We start from the raw sequence: 20,980 nt of genomic DNA, 5'->3' as shown, positions 1-20,980 counted from the left end.
TTTCCCGTCACCGGTAATCGTAAGTCGTGGTCAAAGAACGGATCACCGCGCGGCCAAGGTAAGGTTCAAAGACAAAATTATCGGTCTGACGCATTTTGCCGACATATCCCTGCCAGTCATAATCGACACGGGTAACGGCTGTGACGTGCTGCACTCCGTCCTCGATGCGCGCGGTAATCCGAGGCGCGGATCGTGCGGTTTCAGTGTAGCCCTCCAACGCCTGCGTGAGTTCGGGGTCTTCGGCATCAGATGCGTCGGCGACCCGGTATGAGAAGACGTCATCCTCTTGGCCCATGCCGTATTTTAGGATGACCTGATGCGTGGCTTCGGGGTGCCAGTTGTCCCATGTGGCCAGTAGGCTTTGGTCGTCCCGAGCCTGAAGGACGCGAACGGCAATGTCCTCGGGCGCGTCTGCCTGCGCCGTCAGCACCAGACCCGACGCGAGCGCAACACCGATCAGGCTGGCTTGTACTGGTTTCATGATCTGTCTCCGCATTGTTCAGTCATCCTGCATGAAATCCAGCACCGTCTTCTGGTGCTGCGTAATCGGGCTTTCGCCATTCCCGGCCGGGCCAATTTCAAGATACGGGCTTTTCAGAGACTTCTGCTGCTGCTCGCAGGCGTAGATATCCTCGGCCGTGAAATCGCCAGAGGCCATCGGGTCGTCGGCACCGGCAGCATCATCCCCTTGGTATTTTGCACCGCCGAAGTCCTTCCAGAAGCCCCGGCTTTTCCATTGTTGTTTCTGAAACGCCCAGTCCGACACGTTGGCCAGCTTCGTGCGGTTTTCGACCCGCGTCAGATCAGGGGCCAGCGGAGTGACAATGAACAGATTCCAGCTTTCCTCGCTGGCCCCGATGCCAATGCCGGGAAACAGCATCGGAACCCAAGCGCCTACATGCGGTTCAGGGATCGTACGCGGCATCGGCAGGTTGGCTTCGTGGTCCTTCGCATAAGCCGCCGACGGGGGTTCCCAAAAGTGATAGTGTGGCCCCTTCCACCCGTACTCGGCCTTGGCATGGTCATACATGTGCAGGGTATTCGAATGCAGGTGGCTCAGGTGGTAGACGTCGATATAATTCTCGACGACGATCTTCCAGTTGGCCCTGATCTCATAGCTGTTCCGGCCTTCGGTATATTCGACCAGTTCCTCTGGCTTGTGAGGCCCGAGATACCGGTCAACCTCCCCGAACCATTCCGCCAAAGTCGGCGCGTCCGGGTCGGGGTGCACGAACAACATGCCGCGCCAGACATCCACGCTCGCGCGCTTTAGACCAAGACAGGATTTGTCGACACCGTCGGGGAACTCGGTCGCTTCATCGGGAACCGAGATCAGGTTGCCTTCCAGGTCGTACGTCCAGTCGTGATAAGGGCAGGTGAGCGCCTTTTGCGTCTTGCCGACCGCCCGGATCAACTGCGTACCCCGGTGGCGGCAGATATTGTGAAAGGCGCGCAGACGGTGGTCGCGCCCCATGACAATGAAAAGGTTATTCAGGCCCGCCTGAACCGACAGGTAATGTCCCGGCCCTTCGATATCTTCGGCCAAACCGGCGAAACGCCAGGTGCGCGAGAAGATCCGGCGTTGTTCCTGATCGAACCAGTCTTGCGCTGTATAAGCGTCAACCGGCAGATGGTGATACATGTTGGTCATAAAGGCACCTCAAACCAGAAGATGGGCGTATTGGGGAAACAGGCTGGCCATGATCATCATCAGACCCAGCGCCGCCCAGAGACCAACGATGGCCCAATACAAAACCGGGTCCTCTGTGCGGTTGATCTCAAAGACCAGAAAAGCCTGCCCGTTCATGACTGTTGGAATGATCCACCAGACAAAAAGTAGCCCCCAGACCCAGTAAAGACCCAGCGCTGTGGCGGCCAGCAGGACAGGCAGAGCGATGTAGTTCGCTGTTCTGGCGTGGCTCATGGTGTTGTCTCCAGGGTGGAGGCGAGCAAAGTGGCCGCCAGTTTCAATTCTGCGCGCCAAATTGCGGGTGGCTCCAGCGGAGACAGGGCGTCCATGCTGACAAAGATTGCCGATATTCCCTGCGTCACTGCGCGAATGCTGGTATCCGCCGCGTCAGGAGCGGCTCGCCTCAGGATTTCCTCGACCACGTCAAAGAATTCCGTGAGGCTGTCCATCAGGTCTTGCCGCAGATCCGGTCGATCCGGAACGGCTGTCACGAGCGCCTGGTACGCCAGCATCAACCGCGGATCAGTCCCGCTTGCTTCGGCAAACAACTCGTCCACAAGATCGGACGGCGTTGCGCCGTCCGGCAAAGCCTGACGTAGCCCGTCCAACGATTCTGCAAACCCCGCAACGACATATTCGGCCAGCGCCGTGATCATCTCGTCCCTATTGCCCAGATAATGGCGCAAAAGGGGACGCTTGACGCCCGCCTCATCGGCTATCCGCGCCTGGGTTGCGCCCTCAAGCCCGAACCGCGCCACGCAGGTCAGGTAGGCTTCAAGAATTTCGTGGGATCTTTGGTCTTTCAGTGAGGGTCTTGGCATCTGCGCCCCTTAAATTGTCACCATTGACAAATAACGACCGATTATAATTTGTCAATAGTGACAATTTACTTTCGGGCTGCCCCTAATACCAGACCGCCCGCGATCAGCGGAGTCTTGCAAAGCAAAGACCAAATTACGCGTGGGGGATTTTCAAGTGAGCGCCGTCTGCCACCAGCCTCCGCATCGCAACCGGGTTCACGACCAGTGACTTCAGCATTTGTTCTGACCACCGCAACGCGCCCGAGGTCAGAAGAAATGTCTCAGGCACGACGATCCATTCACCAATCCAGACGCCGCCGGACCGCTCATGTTCGTGCAGGGTCAGTTCCCCAATCTGTTCAGCGCGTTGGCGTCCCAGACGGGCCACCGCTTCGCCGAATTCCGAGGCCCGTTGGTTTCGTTTGTGTGTCATTGCAGAGGATGCACCTTTGCCCGGCTCATGAACCTCGGTGAATTCACCGATGTCAGATGACGAGAGCTGATTGACGTTGTGGGCGATTTTGCAAAGCGTCCCGCACAAAGCGCCCAGAGCGGTGACGATGTCGGCCACCCCGTCACGCGCGTTTTGCCAATGTGGCTCGAACACGTTCAACCCCAGTGCGGCCGCGACCCCCTGTTTGACTTGCTGGCCAGTGCCGTTTTCATACCCGCGCAAATCACCCATAGGACCACCGATCTGAACATTCAGGCCACGTTCCGCCGCTGCTTCCAACGCTTGAGACCGGCGTGCCAGCTCGGATCGCCAGACCTTGAACTTCGTCGCCAAATAGATTGGAACAGCGTGCTGACCGTTGGTGCGCCCCATGATCATCGTGTCCTGACAGGCAGTGATGTGGTCGTCGATCAAAGCCTCAACCGTCGAAAGACTGGCCTGGACGTGCTCAAGCCCAAATTTCATCTGCAGGACCATGGCAGTGTCCATGACGTCCTGCGTTGTCGCGCGGAAATGCACTTGGGTCGCGTAATCCGGCAGCAACCTGCGCAACTGCTGGACCAGCCCTACGATCGGGCGGCCGACTAGTATCATCTCGGCCTGCAACTCGGCCCGATTCAGATCGCCGATTGAAACCTTTTGGATCGCCGCAGCGGCCTCATTCGAAATCAGACCGACGCTTGCCTGATGTTCGGCGAGTACCTGTTCGATCTTTAGCCAGGCTGAAATCGTGGCATGTTCCGACCAAATGGCGCGCATGTCGGGGCTGGAAAAACAGTCCCGATAGATCCCATAGTCAAGCATCTTCCAGCTCTCCCTGTGCGATCTTGCGCTCTTTGAGGATTCCACGGACACGGAACGCCATGGCGGCCAAACCAACGATCAGGAAAGCCAGCGCGATTGGGCGCTCGACAAAGATCATCGCGCCGCCCTCGGACATCAGCAGCGACTGGCGAAAGGTCTCTTCGGCGCCCTTGGCCAGCACGAACGAGATCACAAAGGCCGCGACGTTGAAGTCGAATTTCCGCATCAGCCAGCCGGCAAAGCCCGCAATCGTCATGACCGTCACGTCGAACATAGACCCACGGGCGGAATAGGCCGCAACAAACGCCGTCATAAAGATGAGCGGATACAGAACGTTGGTGGGGATTTTCAGGATCAGGCGAGCCACCTGCGTGGCACCGAAATAGCCGATCAGACCATAGGCCAGAATACCCAGCATGCCGCAGGCGAACAGTTTGTAGACCAGCTCCTTGTCCGTCAGAAACAGGGTCGGGCCAACCTGAATGCCATGGATCAGGAAAACACCCAGCAGGATTGCCCCGATGGTCGAACCCGGAATGCCCAGTGTCAGCAGCGGTGCCATTGATGGTCCGGATACGGCGTTATTGGCCGCTTCGGGGGCTGCCACGCCTTCCAGCGCACCTTTGCCCCACATCTGGGGGTTCTTGGCGCGGCGTTTACCCTCACCATATGAGATGAACGCCGCGATGGCAGATCCCAGGCCGGGCAGAACACCGATTCCTGCTCCGATAAAGCCACCACGAAAAGCATGCGGCAGGCAGGGTTTGTATTCTTCCCAGGTCAGCGTGTTGCCGTCTTTGGTGCTTTCATTCTCTTCGGTCTCGCCCAAGGCTTTGCGGCGCGTTTCCAACTGGGCAAAGACTTCGCCCAGAACGAATACACCGATCATCAGCGGCACAAGGCCAATGCCGTTAGACAGCTCGAACGACCCAAACGTATAGCGCTCTTCGCTTGAGATCGGATCAAGCCCGACCATGGCAATCAGGATGCCCATCAACGCCGATGCCAGACCCTTGACGATGGAATTGCCAATGACAGACCCGATGACGACGAAGGCGGCAAAGTAGATTGCAAAGGTTTCGGGCGGACCCAGTTTCAGGGCGATGGCTGCGATGAAGCCGACACCGATGACAAGCAGGATGTCCCCCATCAGGTCACCGATAATCGACGAGATCGTGGCGACTTTCATTGCCTTGCCCGCCTTTCCCGCCCGCGCAAGCGGGTAGCCGTCAATCTGTGTCGCAGCACTGGCCGCCGTCCCGGGCGTGTTGAACAGGATGGCTGCAATCGAGCCGCCATACCGGCCTGATTTGCCGATCACGTAGAGAAAGGCGAGGGCAAAAATCGGAGACATGTAGAAGGTGATTGGAAGCAGCATCGCAATTGCCGCCGAGGCCGTCAGCCCAGGTGTGGCGCCCACGACCATGCCCACAACTGCGGCAAGGACGATGGCAAAAAGCAGTGTGGGGTCGGTGATTACCGAAAGCAGTGCGGGAAAAATTTCCATGATGTTTACCCCTGAATCCAGCTGAGCAGGTCGAAAACCTCGCCATAGGGCGGGAACACACCAAGCAGGACAAAAAAGATGAGATGGAAAGCCAGCGGGCAGAGAACCACAGACAAGCCCAGCCCGACCCAACTGCGTACGCCGAAGAAGTAGAGGACGATCGGTGCAACAATTGCCGTGGGCAGCAGGTAACCGAACCAGCGGAAGGATTGTTGATAGATCACGGCGATGATGAACAGACCGATGATCTGAAGTGTTGCACCGCCGTCTTGTTCCCGGCTCGGGTGTCCCGCTGTCTGGCGCGCGGCGCCCCAAAGCATCAGACCCGACAGGAACAGCAAGGCAACCGATGCTGAGAATGGTACTATCCCGGCCCAGGTATCTCCCGGGGATGCAGCCGGCACTTGCCAGGCGCCCCAAATGGCAAAGATCGAGATTAAGGCAAGCACCAAACCCTCGGCATAAGCACGCATGATTTTCCTCCCGAATTCCAATGGTAAAGAAGGGCCGGAGGGGCTACTGCCATCCGGTCCTGAGAACTTTAGTTGGTCAGACTTTGAACCAAGGGAGTGGCATCCTCTTTCATGGCGGACAGTGTCGCTTTGGCGTCTTTACCGCTCTGGTAGACCGGACCTGTTCCGCGCGAGGCGAGCAGTTCGGCGAACTCGGGCTTGGCAGCGATCTGCTCAAGTGCGGTTTGCATCGCCGCGACAACATTTTCTGGTGTGCCTTTTGGCGCAAACACGATCACCGGTGAGGAGACAGCGGCGAACGGAATGCCCAACTCACCAAACGACGGGACATCCTTCATGATGCTGTCACGGTTCTGGCTGTTGACGGCCAGTGCGCGCAATTGTTCTTCGAAACCTGCAAGCTGCTGAACGCCGAGAAACCCGAAATCCGCCTGCTCACCGATCAGAGCGGCACGGGTCGGACCGCCCCCTTTGAACGGCACATCTTGTGCCTTGATGTCGTTGCCGGCCAAAAAGCCCAGGCCGCCGACGTGATGGAACCCGCCGCGCCCCGAATGCGCCCAGCGCAATTCACCCGGGTTTGCCTTGGCCGCATCTATCACGTCCTGAACGGTTTCGAACGGGCTGTTGACCGGCACCATCAGCGAGGTTTGCAACTGACCCACCTGAGCCACGAAATCAAAGCTTTCCAAAGCGTCGATCTTCGTGTCGCGGGTCATGGTAGACAACAGGAACGACCCGCCGGAAGTCATCATCATCGTGTAGCCATCAGGACGGGCACCGACAACGGCATTGGCACCGTTCAACCCACCCGACCCGGGCTTGTTCACAACGACCACAGGCACATCCAAAACACCATCGGCAGCGGCCGAAATGGCGCGGGCGTAGGCATCGGTGCCTCCGCCAGCCTTGTAGGGAACAACGAGGTTGATCGGTCGCTTCGGCCAATCCGCGGCATAGCCCGCGGTGACGGATGCGGTGGCGGCAATAGCCGCGATTGCAGCACCAAGAAAAGTTCTGCGTATCATGTGTTTCCTCCCAATTTCACTTGGGACAAACTTACGGCAAGGCTTTTATTGTAAAAAATGCAAAGATGTTATCTACTCTTGCAAATTTCGAAAGCATCGAAAATGAATATCAAAGCCCTGCGCGCGTTTCGGGCAACGTTGTCCGAAGGCTCGCTTGTCGCCGCATCGGAGACCCTTCACCTTAGCCAGCCTGCGATCAGCCGTCTGATTTCGGGACTGGAAGCCGAGCTCAAACTGACGCTTTTCGATCGCAGCGGCCGAAACCTGACCCCGACCGCAGAGGGGCTGGCCTTTTACAAAGAGGCCGGACGGATCCTCGATAACCTTGACGAGGTTCCGCGCATTGCCGCAGACATTAAGGCGGGGCGCACTGAAACATTGCGCATTGTGACCATGCCAAGGATCGCGCAATCCCTGTCGGCCCCAGCTGTCGCGCGGTTCATGAAAAACAATCCCGACACCAATATCAGCCTGGATGTGCGGGCCCGAAGAGAAGCAGGAAAATGGCTGGCCGGACGGGAATACGACATCGGGATTGGCGCGCTGCCGGTCGATCATCCGGGTATCATCACGAAGCCTTTGTTGAGAGTGAGGGCTCAGGTCGTTCTACCTTTGGCTCATAGACTTTCTGCCCGAGCAGAACTGACGGCGGGTGATCTTGCAGATGAGACCATAATACGTCTGATGCACGGCTTGCTGTTGCGCGACCAACTTGATGACATCTTCCACTCGGCTGGTGTTACACCGGTGCAAACTTGCGAAGTTGCGGCTTCCCAGATTGCCTGTTCATTGGTTGCCCAAGGTGCGGGGCTAACAATTGCAGATGAATTGGTCGCCGCACAGTCCAAACCGGAGAGTGTCGCGCTTGTACCTGTTACACCCGCACGTTGGATGACCTTTGGTCTGCTCTACCCCGTGTCCAACAAACGATCGGATGCACTTGTTAAGTTCGAAACAGCATTGTTCGACGTAGTTGAAGGGTTAGCGCGAAAAAGTACGACGCTTGAACTAGCAAATTAAGCACGCCTAAGCGTTCCTGCGATCGATCCTCCGACCGAACAACACGAACTCACAAAGACCCGGCGTATGGCCTATTAGAGATACAAGGCCGGCGCACCTGGTCCGTCCGACGCTGTGATCGAGGATGAGGACTACCCGGATTGCATCGGCGCTTATTTGGGGCGAGATCAATACGTCCATCCGCAAAGGGTTCGGCATGTCCAGCGCCCTGACCAACGGCGTGATGCGTGACCTGGGCAATCTGCCCAAGGGGTTCCCTGTCGTCGCTGGCTCTGTCGGACCAAGCCACGGTTTCGTCCACGTTCACGAGATCGATATCCCGGTGTCGATCTTCGGCATGACGGTCAATCCGGGCGACCTGATTCACGCTGATCGCCATGGCGCGAAGGTGGTGTCCGAAAACACTACAGACCAATTGTAAGCATCAATTCAAAAACTGTTGACGACCGAACGTATTGTCCTCGATGCCGCAGGCAGACCAATTTTTAATTTCGACGCGTTCCAAACAGCCTGGGGGGCGTTCGAAAAGGCCAGGGCTTGACTGAATGTCTCCCTATCAAGGCGAAAGCTCTGGAGCAGTCACACAAAAATCAATCCCATCAAAACCGGAAACAACGAAAATAAGACCGTCGGCAGCGCCCCGAACTTCCCTTGACTGGGTTTATTCGAGACGAGTAATTGCGCGCCGCTAAAACGCCAGCCTGGGTTGGTCTCGCGCGATTTCGGTCGTGCGTACTTCTCCGGATTGGGCCGTCCGGACGATCAGCCGCTGCGCGTTTGGGAAGTTGTCGAAGTACAAGAGCTCGATACCTTCGACCAGGCCGAATTCCTGACATTGTATCTGATAATCGGCGCGAAACTCTGTGTGTTCCGTCTGATCCGCCGACTGCCCGTCTCCGCTGCCCTGGCCCAGCGCCTCGCCGGACAGTGTCACATTCGCGGATGCTGAAAAGCACCCCGCCTCTTCCGGCAGGACAAACAACTCAAGCGGCTTGGAAAGTTCCGAGATCGCAACCGCGACCAGCGCGCGATCATCATCGGTTTCCGCCGGACCTTCGAAGCCGACGATATCGGCCGCGGGAACCACCAGGGACAGCGAAAACCCGGCTTCGGAAAAGGTGATATCGAGATGCCCGGTGCCGTGTTCATGCGCCACTTCTCCTGAAGTTTGCGACAAGACAGCGGAAGGAAACAGGATCAGTGAAAGAAAAACGCTTTTCATAAACCGGTCACCACCTAACTGGGAATCACGGGATTCATACTAGTCAGTTTCAGAAACCACGCAAACTCAGGGCGTTGGCGCACCCGTCCTTGCCCAATCAATGTGCAGTACAGGCGCCATTACCTGACAATAAAACTCAGGTTGACATAGGTGACTATTTCACTCAGTTATTACCCCGTGTCGTGCCGCGCAGGCGGCGCCTGAAATATGTTTCTGACAGGAAAGCTTAACCCATGATCCGATATTTTGTGGCCTCAACCGCCATGACGCTCAGCCTCGCATCGGCATCAGTTGCCGCCGATGCCCCGTCCAAGGCGGATGTTCTGAACACCTATGCGGATATCGCTGAGGCCAAGTATGATGACAGCCTCATCGCGGCAAAACGGTTGCAGGAGGCGGTCAACGCCCTGATCGCCGATCCATCGGACGCTACGCTGAACCTGGCCCGCGCTGCCTGGATCGCGGCGCGCGTGCCCTATCAGCAGACCGAGGTTTACCGTTTCGGCAACGCCATCGTCGACGACTGGGAAGGCAAGGTAAACGCCTGGCCACTGGACGAGGGGCTGATTGACTATGTAGACGCCGCATACGGCGGCCCCACCGACGAGAATGAATTCGCCGCCCTGAACGTTATCGCCAACCCCAGCTTCGAGCTGTCTGGCGAAACTATCGACGCGAGCCAGATCACCCCTGAACTGCTGGGCGAAACCCTGCATGAGGCCGACGGGATCGAGGCCAACGTCGCCACCGGTTATCACGCCATCGAATTCCTGCTGTGGGGTCAGGACCTGAACGGTCATGGCGCCGGCGCCGGCAACCGTCCGTGGACCGATTATGCCCAGGGTGACGCTTGCACCGGCGGCAATTGTGACCGCCGCGCCCAATACCTGAGCGCCGCGACCGAGCTTCTTGTCAGCGATCTGGAATGGATGGCCGCCCAATGGCGGGATGGTGGCGACGCGCGGGCTGCCCTGGCCGCGAACGAGACCGCAGGCGTCAGCGCGATTCTTACCGGCATGGGCTCGCTGTCTTATGGCGAACAAGCGGGTGAGCGGATGCGTCTGGGCCTGATGCTGAACGACCCCGAGGAAGAGCATGATTGCTTCTCGGACAATACCCACAACAGCCACTACTATGATGGGTTGGGTATTCAGAACGTTTATCTGGGCCGCTACACCCGCATCGACGGCACCCCGGTCAGCGGCGCGTCCATGTCTGATCTGGTGATTGCCACCGACCCGTCACTCGACGCCGAGATGAAGGTCAAGCTGGCCAACACCATGCAGGCTTTTAGTCGGTTGAAATCGACCGCTGAGGCCGGGTTCGCCTATGACCAGATGCTGGAGCGCGGCAACAAGGGGGGCGAGGTGCTGATCATGGGCGGTGTGAACGGTCTGGTGGATCAGACCAAGACTATCGAACGGATCGTCAGCACGCTGGAGCTGGACCAGATCCAGTTCGAAGGATCGGACAGCCTGGACAACCCCAGCGCGGTGTTTCAGTGACATATTCTGGGCCGGGTCAGTTACGACCCGGCCCGGTTCCGGTGCGTCACTTTCCGCCCATTCGCGCCTTTGTTACGGCAAGCGCACGTTTTGCATCTGGACGCGGAAATAATAACTTACTATTCTTGTAAGATATCGACTTCAAAGCCCTGAGACCATGATCGTCTGCCACTGTACCCAAATCTCGGACCACGACATTCGCGCCGCGATTGACTGGATGCGAACATCGGACCCTAACGCGGTCATCACGCCCGGCAAGATCTACCACGCCCTTGGTAAGTCAGCGGATTGTGGCGGGTGCATGCCACTTTTCCTAGACTCGATGCGTTCCAGCGATAAGCTGGAAGTCCCCATGCAGCTTCGTGCACTGCGCACCGGAGCATCACAGGAGAGTGAAGATGAAGGGCGATCCCAAAGTCATAGAATATCTCAACAAATCCCTGCGGCATGAGCTGACGGCCGTCAGCCAGTACTGGTTGCATTATCGCCTGCAGGAGGATTGGGGCCTTGGCCATATGGCCAAGAAAAGCCGCGAGGAAAGCATCGAAGAGATGGGCCACGCGGACAAGCTGATCGAACGGATCATCTTTCTGGAAGGTCATCCCAATCTGCAAAAGCTGGACCCCCTGAGGATCGGCCAGACGCCCAAGGAAACGCTGGAATGCGATCTGGCGGCCGAGATCGATGCCCGGGCGCTGTACAACGAGGCGCGCGAGTATTGCCGCGAGGCCGGCGACTACGTGTCGATGGGTCTGTTCGAACAACTGCTGTCGGATGAAGAGGGTCATATCGACTTCCTCGAAACGCAGCTTGACCTGTACGAAAGGATTGGCGAAGCCAATTATGCGCAACTCAACGCATCGAAAATGGACGAAGGCGAGTAGGCCAGTCATCCTGACGGTGGCCGCCTTGGCGGCCACCCAGTCCCTGTCCGCCGAATTGCGGGACTATCATCTGAACCACCTTCCCAGAACCGAAGACGAACGCGCCCGGATCACCAAGGCCACTGCAGCCCCGGAGGATTTCAGTGCGCCACAGCCGTTCGAAGGCTTGCCTGCCGGGGTCGCGACCGTCCGGGCGCGCACCGATGCGGATGCGTTTTCGCAACCATCGGGCAACCTGAGCTTTGAGAAGGAACTGGACTTCCGGGTCGGCAACGGCTTGTTCAGAAAAATCTGGGTGTCGTCGCCCTCTTCAACCCTGGCCTCTGACGGGCTGGGACCCCTTTACAACGCGCGATCCTGCCAGCGCTGCCACATCAAGGACGGGCGCGGGCATACGCCGAACGGCCCGGATGACAATGCGATTTCCATGTTCCTGCGTGTTTCGATCCCCGGCGGGCCCGAAGACGGGTTTGCCGAGATTCAGGACTATATCGCCACCCTGCCCGAGCCGAACTATGGCAACCAGATGCAGGATCTGGCGCTGCCGGGACATCCGGCAGAGTACCGGCTGGACATCACCTATGACGAGTTTCCGGTCATGTTGTCGGGCGGGGATACCGTCTCCCTGCGCCAACCCCACTACAAGGCGGCCGATCTGGGATACGGACCGCTGCATCCCGACGCGATGTTCAGCCCGCGGGTGGCGCCGCAGATGATCGGTCTGGGTTTGCTCGAGTCGATCCCGGTAGAAGATCTGCTTGCGAACGCGGACCCGGACGATACCGACGGCGACGGAATTTCAGGACGGCCAAATATCGTCTGGTCCATCGAATTTGGCGCTCCCATGATGGGCCGGTTCGGCCACAAGGCCGGGATGCCCACGATCATGGAGCAATCGGCGGCCGCCTTTGCGGGCGATATCGGTATCTCCAGCCCTCTTTATCCAGCGGGCCACGGTGACTGCACCCAGGCACAGGCTGGATGCACAAACGCGCCGCATGGGGATGGTGACGTGCGCGGGTTCGAGATTGATCAGGTCGGCATGGATCTGGTTGCCTTCTACAGCCGAAATCTGGGCGTACCGGCCCGGCGCGATGTGGACGATCCGCAGGTTCTGCGCGGCAAGAAAGTGTTTCACGATACCGGCTGTGCGGCCTGCCATACTCCCGCATTTGTCACTCACCGCATGGATGACCAGCCGGAACACAGTTTTCAGCTGATCTGGCCCTACACCGATCTGTTGTTACACGACATGGGCGAAGGCTTGGCCGACAATCGCCCAGAAGCTCGCGCAACTGGCCGTGAATGGCGTACGCCGCCTCTGTGGGGGATCGGCCTGACCGAACAGGTCTCGGGCCACACGCAGTTTCTGCATGACGGCCGCGCACGGTCGCTGCTGGAGGCCGTCCTCTGGCACGGGGGCGAGGCGCAGGCGGCCCGCGACAGGGTCGTTTCCATGCCCAAACCCGACCGCGACGCCCTGATCCGTTTTCTGGAAAGCCTTTGACCAATGCGTACCCTTGCCTATGTCCTCGCCCTGACGCTGCCTTTTTCGGCGCTCGCGCAGGATCGCGCGCCGATCCTGACCAGCACGGTCGACCAGCATATCCTGCCCGGATTTGCCGCCCTGTCAGACAAGACCGGGGCATTGGCACAGGCGGCGCAGGCGGATTGCACACCGAACTCGCCGCAGTTGCGCGCAGCCTACCACGCGGCTTTCGACGACTGGATTTCAGTCAGCCACCTGCGCTTTGGCCCATCCGAGGTTGAAGACCGCGCTTTTGCGCTGGCCTTCTGGCCGGACGCCAAAGGCTTTACACCCAAGGCGCTGTCCGGTCTCATCGCCGCCGGGGACGCAGCCGTTCAAAACCCCGCTGCATTTGCGGAAACATCGGTGGCGGGGCGCGGGTTCTTTGCCCTGGAGCAGATGCTATATGACCCGCAATTTGCGGAACAGGGTAGCGCCGCCTATCGCTGCGCGCTGGTTCAGGCGATTTCCACCGAAATCGACCGCAATGCCCGTGACATCAGCACCGATTGGAAGAGCTATGCCCTGGCCCTGACCCAGCAGGACGCAAGCAGCCCCTACCGTTCAGACGACGAGGCCATGCAGGAGTTGTTCAGGGCCCTGACCACCGGTCTGGAATTTACCGCCGACACGAGGCTGGGCCGCCCCCTTGGCGCTTTCGACCGCCCGCGTCCCAACCGGGCCGAGGCGCGGCGGTCGGATCGGTCCCTGCGCCACGTAGAGCTTTCCCTGATCGCATTGCGGGATCTGGCGGCACATCTGTCGGTTGATCACATGGCGATCGCGGCGGATCTGGACCGGGCGTTTGCAGCGGCGATTGACCGGGCGCAGTCACTGGACGACCCGGCGCTGGCCGGTGTGGCCTCAGCCCGGACGCGGTTCCGGATCGAGGCGTTGCAGCAGTCGATCAACGATATCCGCGCGATTGTTTCGGCCGAGCTTGGCCCGACGCTCGGTATAAGCGCCGGGTTCAACTCATTGGATGGAGATTAAGCGATGCCCAGCCGCCGCCACTTTCTGGCCGGTCTGGCCGCCGCTAGCCTTGCACCGATGCGCGGCTGGGCATCGGTCGGCGCGCCGGATTATCTGGCTGCGGCTTTGTTTCCGGACGGCAGCTACCGACTGGCCGGGCTGGGCGCAGAGGGCGATATAATATTCACATTACCCCTGCCCGCCCGCGGCCATGCGGCGGCGGCGCATCCTCATCGCCCGCAGGCCGTTGCCTTTGCCCGCCGCCCCGGCACCTTTGCCGTTGTCATCGACTGTGCCTCGGGCACCGAACTGACCCGGCTGAACACCCCGGTCGGGCGACACTTTTACGGTCATGGCGTATTCTCGCCCGATGGCGCGCGGCTTTACACCACCGAAAACGATTTTGAGGCCGCCGAGGGCGTGATCGGCATCTGGGACACCACCAGTTATACCCGGATCGGCGAATTCCCCTCGGGCGGCGTTGGCCCGCATGACATGCGGCTGATACCCGACGGCAAGACGCTTGTTGTTGCAAATGGCGGGATCGAAACCCATCCCGAAACCGGCCGCACCAAGCTGAACCTGCCGGTGATGCAGCCGCGGCTCAGCTATCTTGACTTGTCCGGCGCGCTGCTGGAGCAGGTTGAGCTGCCACGGGAGTTGCACAAGAACTCGATCCGTCATCTGGCGGTGCGGCCGGACGGGCTGGTGGCGTTTGCCATGCAATGGCAGGGGGACAAGTCCCGGCACCCGCCCTTGCTGGGCCTGCACCAACGGGGCGGGGCACCGCGCCTGCTGACGGCCCCGGACACCGCCCAAAGCCAGACGCAGGGCTATGCCGGCAGCGTCGCCTTTGCCGGGGACGGAAAAACTGTTGCCATCACTTGTCCGCGCGGAAACGCACTGCACAGGTTCAGGGTGGCGGACGGCCAGATTGCGGGCGTTTTCGCGCTGGAGGATGTCTGCGGTCTAGGCCCCGGCGGCAACGGGTTCGTCTTCACCACCGGCACCGGAACCATCGGCCAATTGACGGATGACGGGGTCCGCGTTTTCGCCCGACCGGACTGCCTGTGGGACAACCACCTGATCCCAATTCGCCCAACAGCGTGAATTCGGCAAAACCCGTCACATAGATTACACTTGGAAGAATCAAACTGCTGCCGTATTGGCGGGCGCGAAACTGGCACCCCTGCTGTAAGGACCGACTTGATTGAAACAGACGCCCGACGCACCGCATTCCGTCTACGGAGTTGAGAAATGGGGGAAAGGCCTCATCGAGGTGACGGAGCGGGGCGAGATCGGTCTGCGCAATCCGATGGCCCCCGAGGCGGCAGCCATCAGCCTGCCCGGCATTCTCAGCGATCTGGATGACCGCGGGATCAAAGCCCCGATGGTCTTGCGCGTCACCTCTTATCTGGAACATGAGATCGCCCACCTGAATGAAAGCTTCCGCGATGCCATTGCGCGGGTGGGCTATAAGGGCAGCTATCGCGGGGTGTTCCCGATCAAGGTCAACCAGCAGGCGCAGGTGGTCGACCGCATCGTCGAGTTCGGTAAGAAGTACAATTACGGGCTTGAGGCCGGCTCCAAACCAGAACTGGTTGTTGCGCTGGCACATCGGCTGGCCAGTGAGGCTCTGATTGTCTGTAACGGCGTCAAGGACGCTGAATTCATCCAACTCGCCATCCTCAGCCGCAAGATCGGGTTCAACACGGTGATCGTGCTGGAAAGCCCGAAAGAGGCGGATACGGTGATCGAGGTCTACAAAGAACTGGGCATCGAACCCCTTATCGGCGTGCGCGTCAAACTGACCAACCAGATCAGCGGCAAATGGGAGGAAAGCTCGGGCGACCGCTCGGCCTTTGGCATGAATACCGATCAACTGGTCGCCACAGTAGACAAGCTGAAAGAGGCCGGTCTGTTGCATTGCCTCAAGCTGCAGCATTCGCATCTTGGATCACAGGTGCAGGACGTCAACGACGTACGCCGCGCCGTGGGTGAGGCTTGCCGGTATTACACCGAACTGACCCGCGAAGGTGCACCGCTGACCCATCTGGACCTCGGCGGTGGTATGGGAGTGGATTACACAGGCGAGAAGAAGGCCGCCGAAAACTCGATCAACTACACGGTCGAGGAATACTGCGCCAATGTCGTCGAAACCGTGGCCTATGCGATGGATGAGGCCGAAGTGGGTCACCCCACACTTGTCACCGAAAGTGGGCGTGCTGTGGTGGCGACCTCCTCGATGCTGGTGTTCAACGTACTGGAAAGTACGCTCTATGATGCGCCCAACGGACCAGAGGTCCAGTCGGACGATCACCACATGGTTGCGGACCTTGCCGCCGTGCACGGCTACCTCAGCAGCGACCGCCTGCAGGAATGCTGGAACGACGCCACCTTCTATCGCAACGAGCTGCGCGCTTTGTTCCGCCGCGGCTATGTCGACCTGCGCCAGATGGCCCGGGCCGAACGCATCTACCTGTCGTTGATGGCCCGCCTCAAGGCCCTGGCCGCCTCCGACGATCTGGAAACCGACGTCGACGATCAGCTTGAGAAAGTGGCCGACATCTACCACTGCAACTTTTCCCTGTTTCAGTCGCTACCGGATGTCTGGGCCATCGACCAGTTGCACCCGATCGTGCCGCTGCAAGGGCTGAACAAATCCCCCGACCGCCGCGCGGTTCTGTCGGACATCACCTGTGACAGTGACGGCAAGATCGACCGTTTTATTCTGGCCGACGGCGTTTCCCCCAGCCTGCCGGTGCATTCCCTGCCAGAGGATGAAGAATACCTGATGGGCGTCTTTTTTGTCGGCGCCTATCAGGAAACGCTGGGCGATCTGCACAACCTGTTCGGGGACACCAATGTCGTTACCATCGACCTGCGCGCCGATGGCGGTTTTGACCTGCTGCACGAACAAGAGGGCGATACGATCAGCCAGGTCCTGTCCTATGTCGAGTTCGACCCGCAGGATTGCCTCGCCGCCTTCCGCAAAATGGTGGACGAGGCGATCTCGACAGGTACTCTGAAAGCCAAGGACCGCAAAACCCTGATAAGCGCCTATCGCGACTCGATCAACGGCTACACCTATTACGAATAACCCCTTGAGAGGAGAAAACCCCATGGGCAAAACACTGGTTGTCGGCGCAGGCGGCGTATCCCACGCAGCCGTGCACAAGATGGCGATGAACTCGGACATCTTCACCGAAATCACTCTGGCTAGCCGCACGAAATCGAAATGCGACGCTATCGCTGCGGCGGTCAAGGACCGCGTCGGTGTAGACATCAAGACCGCGGAACTGGACGCCTACAAGGTCGAAGACACGGTCAAGCTGATCAAGGAAACGGGCGCCGAGATTCTGGTGAACCTCGCCCTGCCCTATCAGGATCTGGTGCTGATGGACGCGTGCCTTGAGGCGAGCATCCACTATCTCGACACCGCGAATTATGAGCCCGAGGATGAGGCCAAGTTCGAATACCACTGGCAATGGGCCTATCAGGAACGGTTCAAAGCAGCAGGCCTGACCGCCATCCTCGGCTCGGGCTTTGATCCGGGTGTCACATCCGTCTTCGCCACATGGCTCAAGAAACACAAGCTGGACACGATCCGTCAGATCGACGTGCTCGATGCCAACGGCGGAAGCAACGATCAGGAATTCGCCACCAACTTCAACCCCGAGATCAATCTCCGCGAAGTGCTGGCCGAGGTCCGCCACTGGGAAGGCGGCGAATGGAAAACCAGCCCGGCGATGACCCACAAGGTCGAGTTTGACTTTCCCGCCATCGGCCCCAAGAACATGTACCTGATGTATCACGAGGAACTGGAATCGCTGTCGACCCACTTCCCCGAGATCGAGCGCGCGCGCTTCTGGATGACCTTCGGCGACGCCTATATCACCCACGCCAAAGTGCTGGAAAACGTCGGCATGACCCGCATTGACCCGGTGATGCATGACAGCAAGGAAATCATCCCGATCCAGTTCCTGAAAACCCTGCTGCCCGATCCCGGTGACCTGGGCGCGGAAACCAAGGGCAAGGCCTGTATCGGCGACATCGCCACAGGTCAGGCCAAGGACGGCTCGGGCGAGAAGACCTACTACATTTACAACATCTGCGACCACGAAGAATGCTACCGCGAAGTGGGCAGTCAGGCCGTCAGCTATACCACCGGCGTCCCTGCCATGATCGGCGCTGCACAGGTTTTGAAAGGCAACTGGACCGAGCCGGGCGTGTGGAACATGGAACAGCTCGACCCCGATGACTTCATGGACATGCTGAACACCCATGGCCTTCCATGGCAGGTCCACGAACTTGACGGCCCGGTCGATTTCTGATCCGCGCAGCTTCATCTGGCCAAAAATACCTCAGGGGTGAATTGCCCGCAGGGCAAGAGGGGGCAGCGCCCCCTGCCTCCCCAACATCTAAGGCGCACCACGATGGCAGATATGATGACCACACAGGCAGGAGACGCCGGAGCCTTCCGAAAGCTCGACCTCAGTCGCGTGCCAACCCCATGTTTCGTGGTCGACGAAAAGACCGTGGAACGGAACCTGGCCATCCTCGCCGATATCGGCACACAATCCGGCGCGCATATCCTCAGCGCGCTCAAGGCGTTTTCGATGTTCTCTCTGGCGCCGCTGGTGCGCCGGTATCTCGGCGGCACCTGCGCCAGCGGTATCTACGAGGCCCGTCTCGGCCGCGAGGAATACGGGGGCGAGGTCGCGACCTTCTGCGCCGGATACAAAGACAGCGACATCGACGAAATCCTGTCGCTGTCCGACCATGTCATCTTCAACAGCCCGGCGCAAAAAGACCGGTTCCTGACCAAAGCCCAAAATGCAGGCGTGCAGATCGGTCTTCGCATCAACCCCGAACACTCGGAAGGCGAGGTTCCGAAATACGACCCCTGCGCCCCGTGCTCACGCCTCGGCACGCCGGTCAGCCAGCTTGACGCGCAGGCGCTGAGCGGCGTGGACGGCCTGCACATGCACACGCTTTGCGAACAGGGGTTTGAGCCTCTGCAACGCACTTGGGCCTCGGTCGAACCAAAACTCAAACCCTTCCTCGGCCAGCTCAAATGGCTGAACTTCGGCGGCGGCCACCACATCACCCGCGGCGATTATGACCGCGACGGGCTGGTGGCCTTCATCAAAGCCATCCGCGAAACCTATGACATCGACGTCTACCTCGAACCCGGCGAGGCCGTGGCGCTGGACGCGGGCATTCTGGTTGGCGAAATCCTCGACCTGCCGACCAATGGCATGAGCCTCGCGATCACCGATATCTCGGCCACCTGCCACATGCCGGACGTCATCGAAGCGCCCTATCGCCCGGCCCTGATGGACGAGGCCGAGACGGGCCATACCTACCGTCTGGGCGGCCCGTCCTGTCTGGCGGGCGACGTGATCGGCGATTACACGTGGGACAAACCGCTGGAGATCGGTCAGCGCTTCGCCTTCCTTGATCAGGCGCATTATTCGATGGTCAAGACCAACACGTTCAACGGCGTGCCCCTGCCGGCAATTGCCCTGTGGAACAGCGAAACAGATGCGCTGAAAATCATCAGGCAGTTCGGCTATGACGACTTCAAGGACAGACTTTCATGAGCATTTTCCTCAACAGCGAACTGACCGCGTTCGAGCGCACTGAAAACGCCCGGTTCCGCGTGATCCCTGTACCGCTGGAACGTACCGTCTCTTACGGATCGGGCACCGCCAAGGGCCCCGAGGCGATCATCGAGGCCAGTAACGAGTTGGAGCGGATCACCGGCCACGCCGAACCCTGCGTCGAAGGTATCCACACCGAACCGCCGCTGGATTGCGATGCGGCCTTGCCCGAGATCATGGAGCGTCTCGCCCAACGCACCGAAGCCGCCGTCAAAGCGGGCAAGGTGCCTGTTGTTCTGGGGGGTGAGCACTCGCTCAGCTATGGCGCTGTTACAGGTGTTGCCCGCGCCTTGGGGCAACCGATCGGCATCGTGCAGGTCGACGCCCATGCCGACCTGCGCAACGCCTATCAGGGTGAGAAACACTCCCACGCCTCGGTCATGCATCTGCTGGCCGAAGAGGGAATCCGCCTGGCACAATTCGGCGTCCGCGCTTTTTCGACCGAAGAAGCCAAAAGCCGTCTGAAGAACCGCGTTTTCCACGTGGATGCCGAAGAACTGGTCACCGGCAACATTCACGCGGTCGACCTGCCCGAGGATTTTCCCGAACTGGTCTATGTCAGCTTTGATGTCGACGGTCTGGACCCGTCGCAAATGCCTGCAACCGGCACACCGGTTCCCGGCGGGCTGGGCTATTATCAGGCGCTGCGGCTGGTGGAACACGCGCTCAAAGGGCGCAGCTGCGTCGGCTTCGACGTGGTCGAACTGGCCCCTGACGGCAATGCCGCCTGGGACTTTACGGCGGCACAGATCGTCTATCGCCTGATGGCCGTCTGCTAGCCTTCTGCGGTTTCGTTCAGTTCCATATGCCCCTCGCCCTTGTTCAGGACGCGGCGCAGCATGGGTTCAAAGAATTCCAGGGGTTTCGTCGGATAATCCGGGTCGAAAGCTTTCTGATCGTATTCATGGCAGAAATAGCGGCAGTCTTCCCAATAAGGGCTGTCGCGGTACTTGTCGCGGGCGTTGCGGTCACCGCCCAGATGGTGGTTGTAGTAATAGCCCTGAAACACGCAGTGATGCTTGAGAATCCAATAGGTCTTATCGCTGACATAGGGTTTCATCATCGCTGCTGACAACTCACCGTGATTATAGGGCGAAAGGATGTCGCCGGTGTCGTGGATCAGGGCAGCAACAACCAGTTCCTCATCCGCGCCATCCTCATAGGCACGCGTGGCTGCCTGCAGGCTGTGCTGATACCTATTGACCGGATATGGCGTCCACTCCTCGTCCAAAGAGCGGATGGCGTCGAGAATCCGGTCCGGAAGGGCGGCGTTATACGCCTCTTCATACTCCATCACGGCATCCCAATCGGCTTTGGTCGCCTCTTCGAAACTGGTCCAGGTGGGTTTGTGGCTCTTGTCCAGCATGGCGCGGTCCTCTGGCTGATCTGCCGTGTCAGCCTATCCCGGATGCAATGGTGAAAAAAAT

At 59.3% G+C, this 20,980-nt stretch carries 22 protein-coding genes; 12 read left to right on the top strand and 10 right to left on the bottom strand.

The window, feature by feature from the left end; all coding sequences use genetic code 11:
• Positions 1–7: 7 nt before the first annotated feature.
• The 8 genes from ACR0D8_RS17685 to ACR0D8_RS17650 form a co-directional block, all read right to left on the bottom strand.
• Positions 8–481, bottom strand: coding sequence for a hypothetical protein (locus ACR0D8_RS17685; protein WP_480648481.1), 474 nt, complete (start codon positions 479–481; stop codon positions 8–10).
• Positions 482–499: 18 nt separating this feature from the next.
• Positions 500–1,651, bottom strand: coding sequence for an aromatic ring-hydroxylating oxygenase subunit alpha (locus ACR0D8_RS17680; protein ID WP_480648479.1), 1,152 nt, complete (start codon positions 1,649–1,651; stop codon positions 500–502).
• A 9-nt stretch (positions 1,652–1,660) separates the two neighbouring features.
• Positions 1,661–1,924: a hypothetical protein gene (locus ACR0D8_RS17675; RefSeq protein ID WP_480648477.1), complete on the bottom strand. Its 264-nt coding sequence runs from the start codon at positions 1,922–1,924 to the stop codon at positions 1,661–1,663.
• On the bottom strand, positions 1,921–2,511 hold the full coding sequence (locus ACR0D8_RS17670; protein ID WP_480648475.1) for a TetR/AcrR family transcriptional regulator: 591 nt from the start codon (positions 2,509–2,511) through the stop codon (positions 1,921–1,923). Before ACR0D8_RS17670 ends, ACR0D8_RS17675 begins: the two co-directional genes overlap by 4 nt.
• A gap of 133 nt (positions 2,512–2,644) precedes the next feature.
• Positions 2,645–3,748 (bottom strand): lyase family protein, encoded by a 1,104-nt coding sequence (locus tag ACR0D8_RS17665; RefSeq protein WP_480648473.1) that lies wholly within the window; start codon positions 3,746–3,748, stop codon positions 2,645–2,647.
• Positions 3,741–5,255: a tripartite tricarboxylate transporter permease gene (locus tag ACR0D8_RS17660; RefSeq protein WP_480648471.1), complete on the bottom strand. Its 1,515-nt coding sequence runs from the start codon at positions 5,253–5,255 to the stop codon at positions 3,741–3,743. Before ACR0D8_RS17660 ends, ACR0D8_RS17665 begins: the two co-directional genes overlap by 8 nt.
• Before the next feature lie 5 nt (positions 5,256–5,260).
• Positions 5,261–5,728, bottom strand: a complete 468-nt coding sequence (locus tag ACR0D8_RS17655; protein ID WP_480648469.1) for a tripartite tricarboxylate transporter TctB family protein — start codon at positions 5,726–5,728, stop codon at positions 5,261–5,263.
• A gap of 68 nt (positions 5,729–5,796) precedes the next feature.
• The gene (locus ACR0D8_RS17650; RefSeq protein ID WP_480648468.1) at positions 5,797–6,756 is read right to left on the bottom strand and encodes a tripartite tricarboxylate transporter substrate binding protein; all 960 of its coding nucleotides are present in this window, start codon (positions 6,754–6,756) and stop codon (positions 5,797–5,799) included.
• A gap of 102 nt (positions 6,757–6,858) precedes the next feature.
• Between ACR0D8_RS17650 and ACR0D8_RS17645 the strand changes: the two genes are divergently transcribed.
• Both ACR0D8_RS17645 and ACR0D8_RS17640 read left to right on the top strand, forming a co-directional pair.
• Positions 6,859–7,776 carry a LysR family transcriptional regulator gene (locus ACR0D8_RS17645; protein ID WP_480648466.1) on the top strand — a complete coding sequence of 306 codons (918 nt, stop codon included), beginning with the start codon at positions 6,859–6,861 and terminating at the stop codon, positions 7,774–7,776.
• Between the two features lie 124 nt (positions 7,777–7,900).
• On the top strand, positions 7,901–8,197 hold the full coding sequence (locus ACR0D8_RS17640) for an RraA family protein (RefSeq protein WP_480648464.1): 297 nt from the start codon (positions 7,901–7,903) through the stop codon (positions 8,195–8,197).
• A 267-nt stretch (positions 8,198–8,464) separates the two neighbouring features.
• On the opposite strand, the gene ACR0D8_RS17635 is transcribed toward ACR0D8_RS17640, so the two are convergent.
• Entirely contained in the window at positions 8,465–8,932 is a 468-nt protein-coding gene (locus ACR0D8_RS17635; RefSeq protein ID WP_480648462.1) for a ZrgA family zinc uptake protein, read from the bottom strand.
• Positions 8,933–9,231: 299 nt separating this feature from the next.
• Here ACR0D8_RS17635 and ACR0D8_RS17630 point away from each other — a divergent pair, with 299 nt between their 5' ends.
• The 10 genes from ACR0D8_RS17630 to speB all read left to right on the top strand — a co-directional run bounded on the left by ACR0D8_RS17630 (position 9,232) and on the right by speB (position 20,332).
• Positions 9,232–10,503, top strand: a complete 1,272-nt coding sequence (locus tag ACR0D8_RS17630) for an imelysin family protein (RefSeq protein ID WP_480648460.1) — start codon at positions 9,232–9,234, stop codon at positions 10,501–10,503.
• Between the two features lie 157 nt (positions 10,504–10,660).
• Positions 10,661–10,954: a (2Fe-2S)-binding protein gene (locus ACR0D8_RS17625; protein WP_480648458.1), complete on the top strand. Its 294-nt coding sequence runs from the start codon at positions 10,661–10,663 to the stop codon at positions 10,952–10,954.
• Positions 10,902–11,387: a bacterioferritin gene (gene bfr / locus ACR0D8_RS17620; protein ID WP_480648456.1), complete on the top strand. Its 486-nt coding sequence runs from the start codon at positions 10,902–10,904 to the stop codon at positions 11,385–11,387. The genes ACR0D8_RS17625 and bfr overlap by 53 nt, the downstream gene beginning before the upstream one ends.
• Positions 11,347–12,894 carry a di-heme oxidoreductase family protein gene (locus ACR0D8_RS17615; RefSeq protein WP_480648454.1) on the top strand — a complete coding sequence of 516 codons (1,548 nt, stop codon included), beginning with the start codon at positions 11,347–11,349 and terminating at the stop codon, positions 12,892–12,894. Before bfr ends, ACR0D8_RS17615 begins: the two co-directional genes overlap by 41 nt.
• A 3-nt stretch (positions 12,895–12,897) precedes the next feature.
• Entirely contained in the window at positions 12,898–13,908 is a 1,011-nt protein-coding gene (locus ACR0D8_RS17610) for an imelysin family protein (protein WP_480648453.1), read from the top strand.
• Positions 13,909–13,911: 3 nt separating this feature from the next.
• Positions 13,912–14,997, top strand: coding sequence for a DUF1513 domain-containing protein (locus ACR0D8_RS17605; protein WP_480648451.1), 1,086 nt, complete (start codon positions 13,912–13,914; stop codon positions 14,995–14,997).
• A gap of 100 nt (positions 14,998–15,097) precedes the next feature.
• Positions 15,098–16,987: a biosynthetic arginine decarboxylase gene (gene speA, locus ACR0D8_RS17600; protein ID WP_480648449.1), complete on the top strand. Its 1,890-nt coding sequence runs from the start codon at positions 15,098–15,100 to the stop codon at positions 16,985–16,987.
• 22 nt (positions 16,988–17,009) lie between these two features.
• Positions 17,010–18,221, top strand: coding sequence for a saccharopine dehydrogenase family protein (locus ACR0D8_RS17595; RefSeq protein WP_480648447.1), 1,212 nt, complete (start codon positions 17,010–17,012; stop codon positions 18,219–18,221).
• Positions 18,222–18,323: 102 nt separating this feature from the next.
• The gene (nspC, locus tag ACR0D8_RS17590; RefSeq protein WP_480648445.1) at positions 18,324–19,493 is read left to right on the top strand and encodes a carboxynorspermidine decarboxylase; all 1,170 of its coding nucleotides are present in this window, start codon (positions 18,324–18,326) and stop codon (positions 19,491–19,493) included.
• The gene (speB, locus tag ACR0D8_RS17585; RefSeq protein ID WP_480648444.1) at positions 19,490–20,332 is read left to right on the top strand and encodes an agmatinase; all 843 of its coding nucleotides are present in this window, start codon (positions 19,490–19,492) and stop codon (positions 20,330–20,332) included. Before nspC ends, speB begins: the two co-directional genes overlap by 4 nt.
• On the opposite strand, the gene ACR0D8_RS17580 is transcribed toward speB, so the two are convergent.
• Positions 20,329–20,919: an HD domain-containing protein gene (locus tag ACR0D8_RS17580; protein ID WP_480648443.1), complete on the bottom strand. Its 591-nt coding sequence runs from the start codon at positions 20,917–20,919 to the stop codon at positions 20,329–20,331. The genes speB and ACR0D8_RS17580 overlap by 4 nt on opposite strands.
• Positions 20,920–20,980: the final 61 nt, after the last annotated feature.

The sequence above is a fragment of the Ruegeria sp. BG10 genome (genome assembly GCF_056538575.1).
The sequence above is the reverse complement of the archived record's forward strand: the minus strand, read 5'-3'. Positions and strand labels throughout refer to the sequence as shown.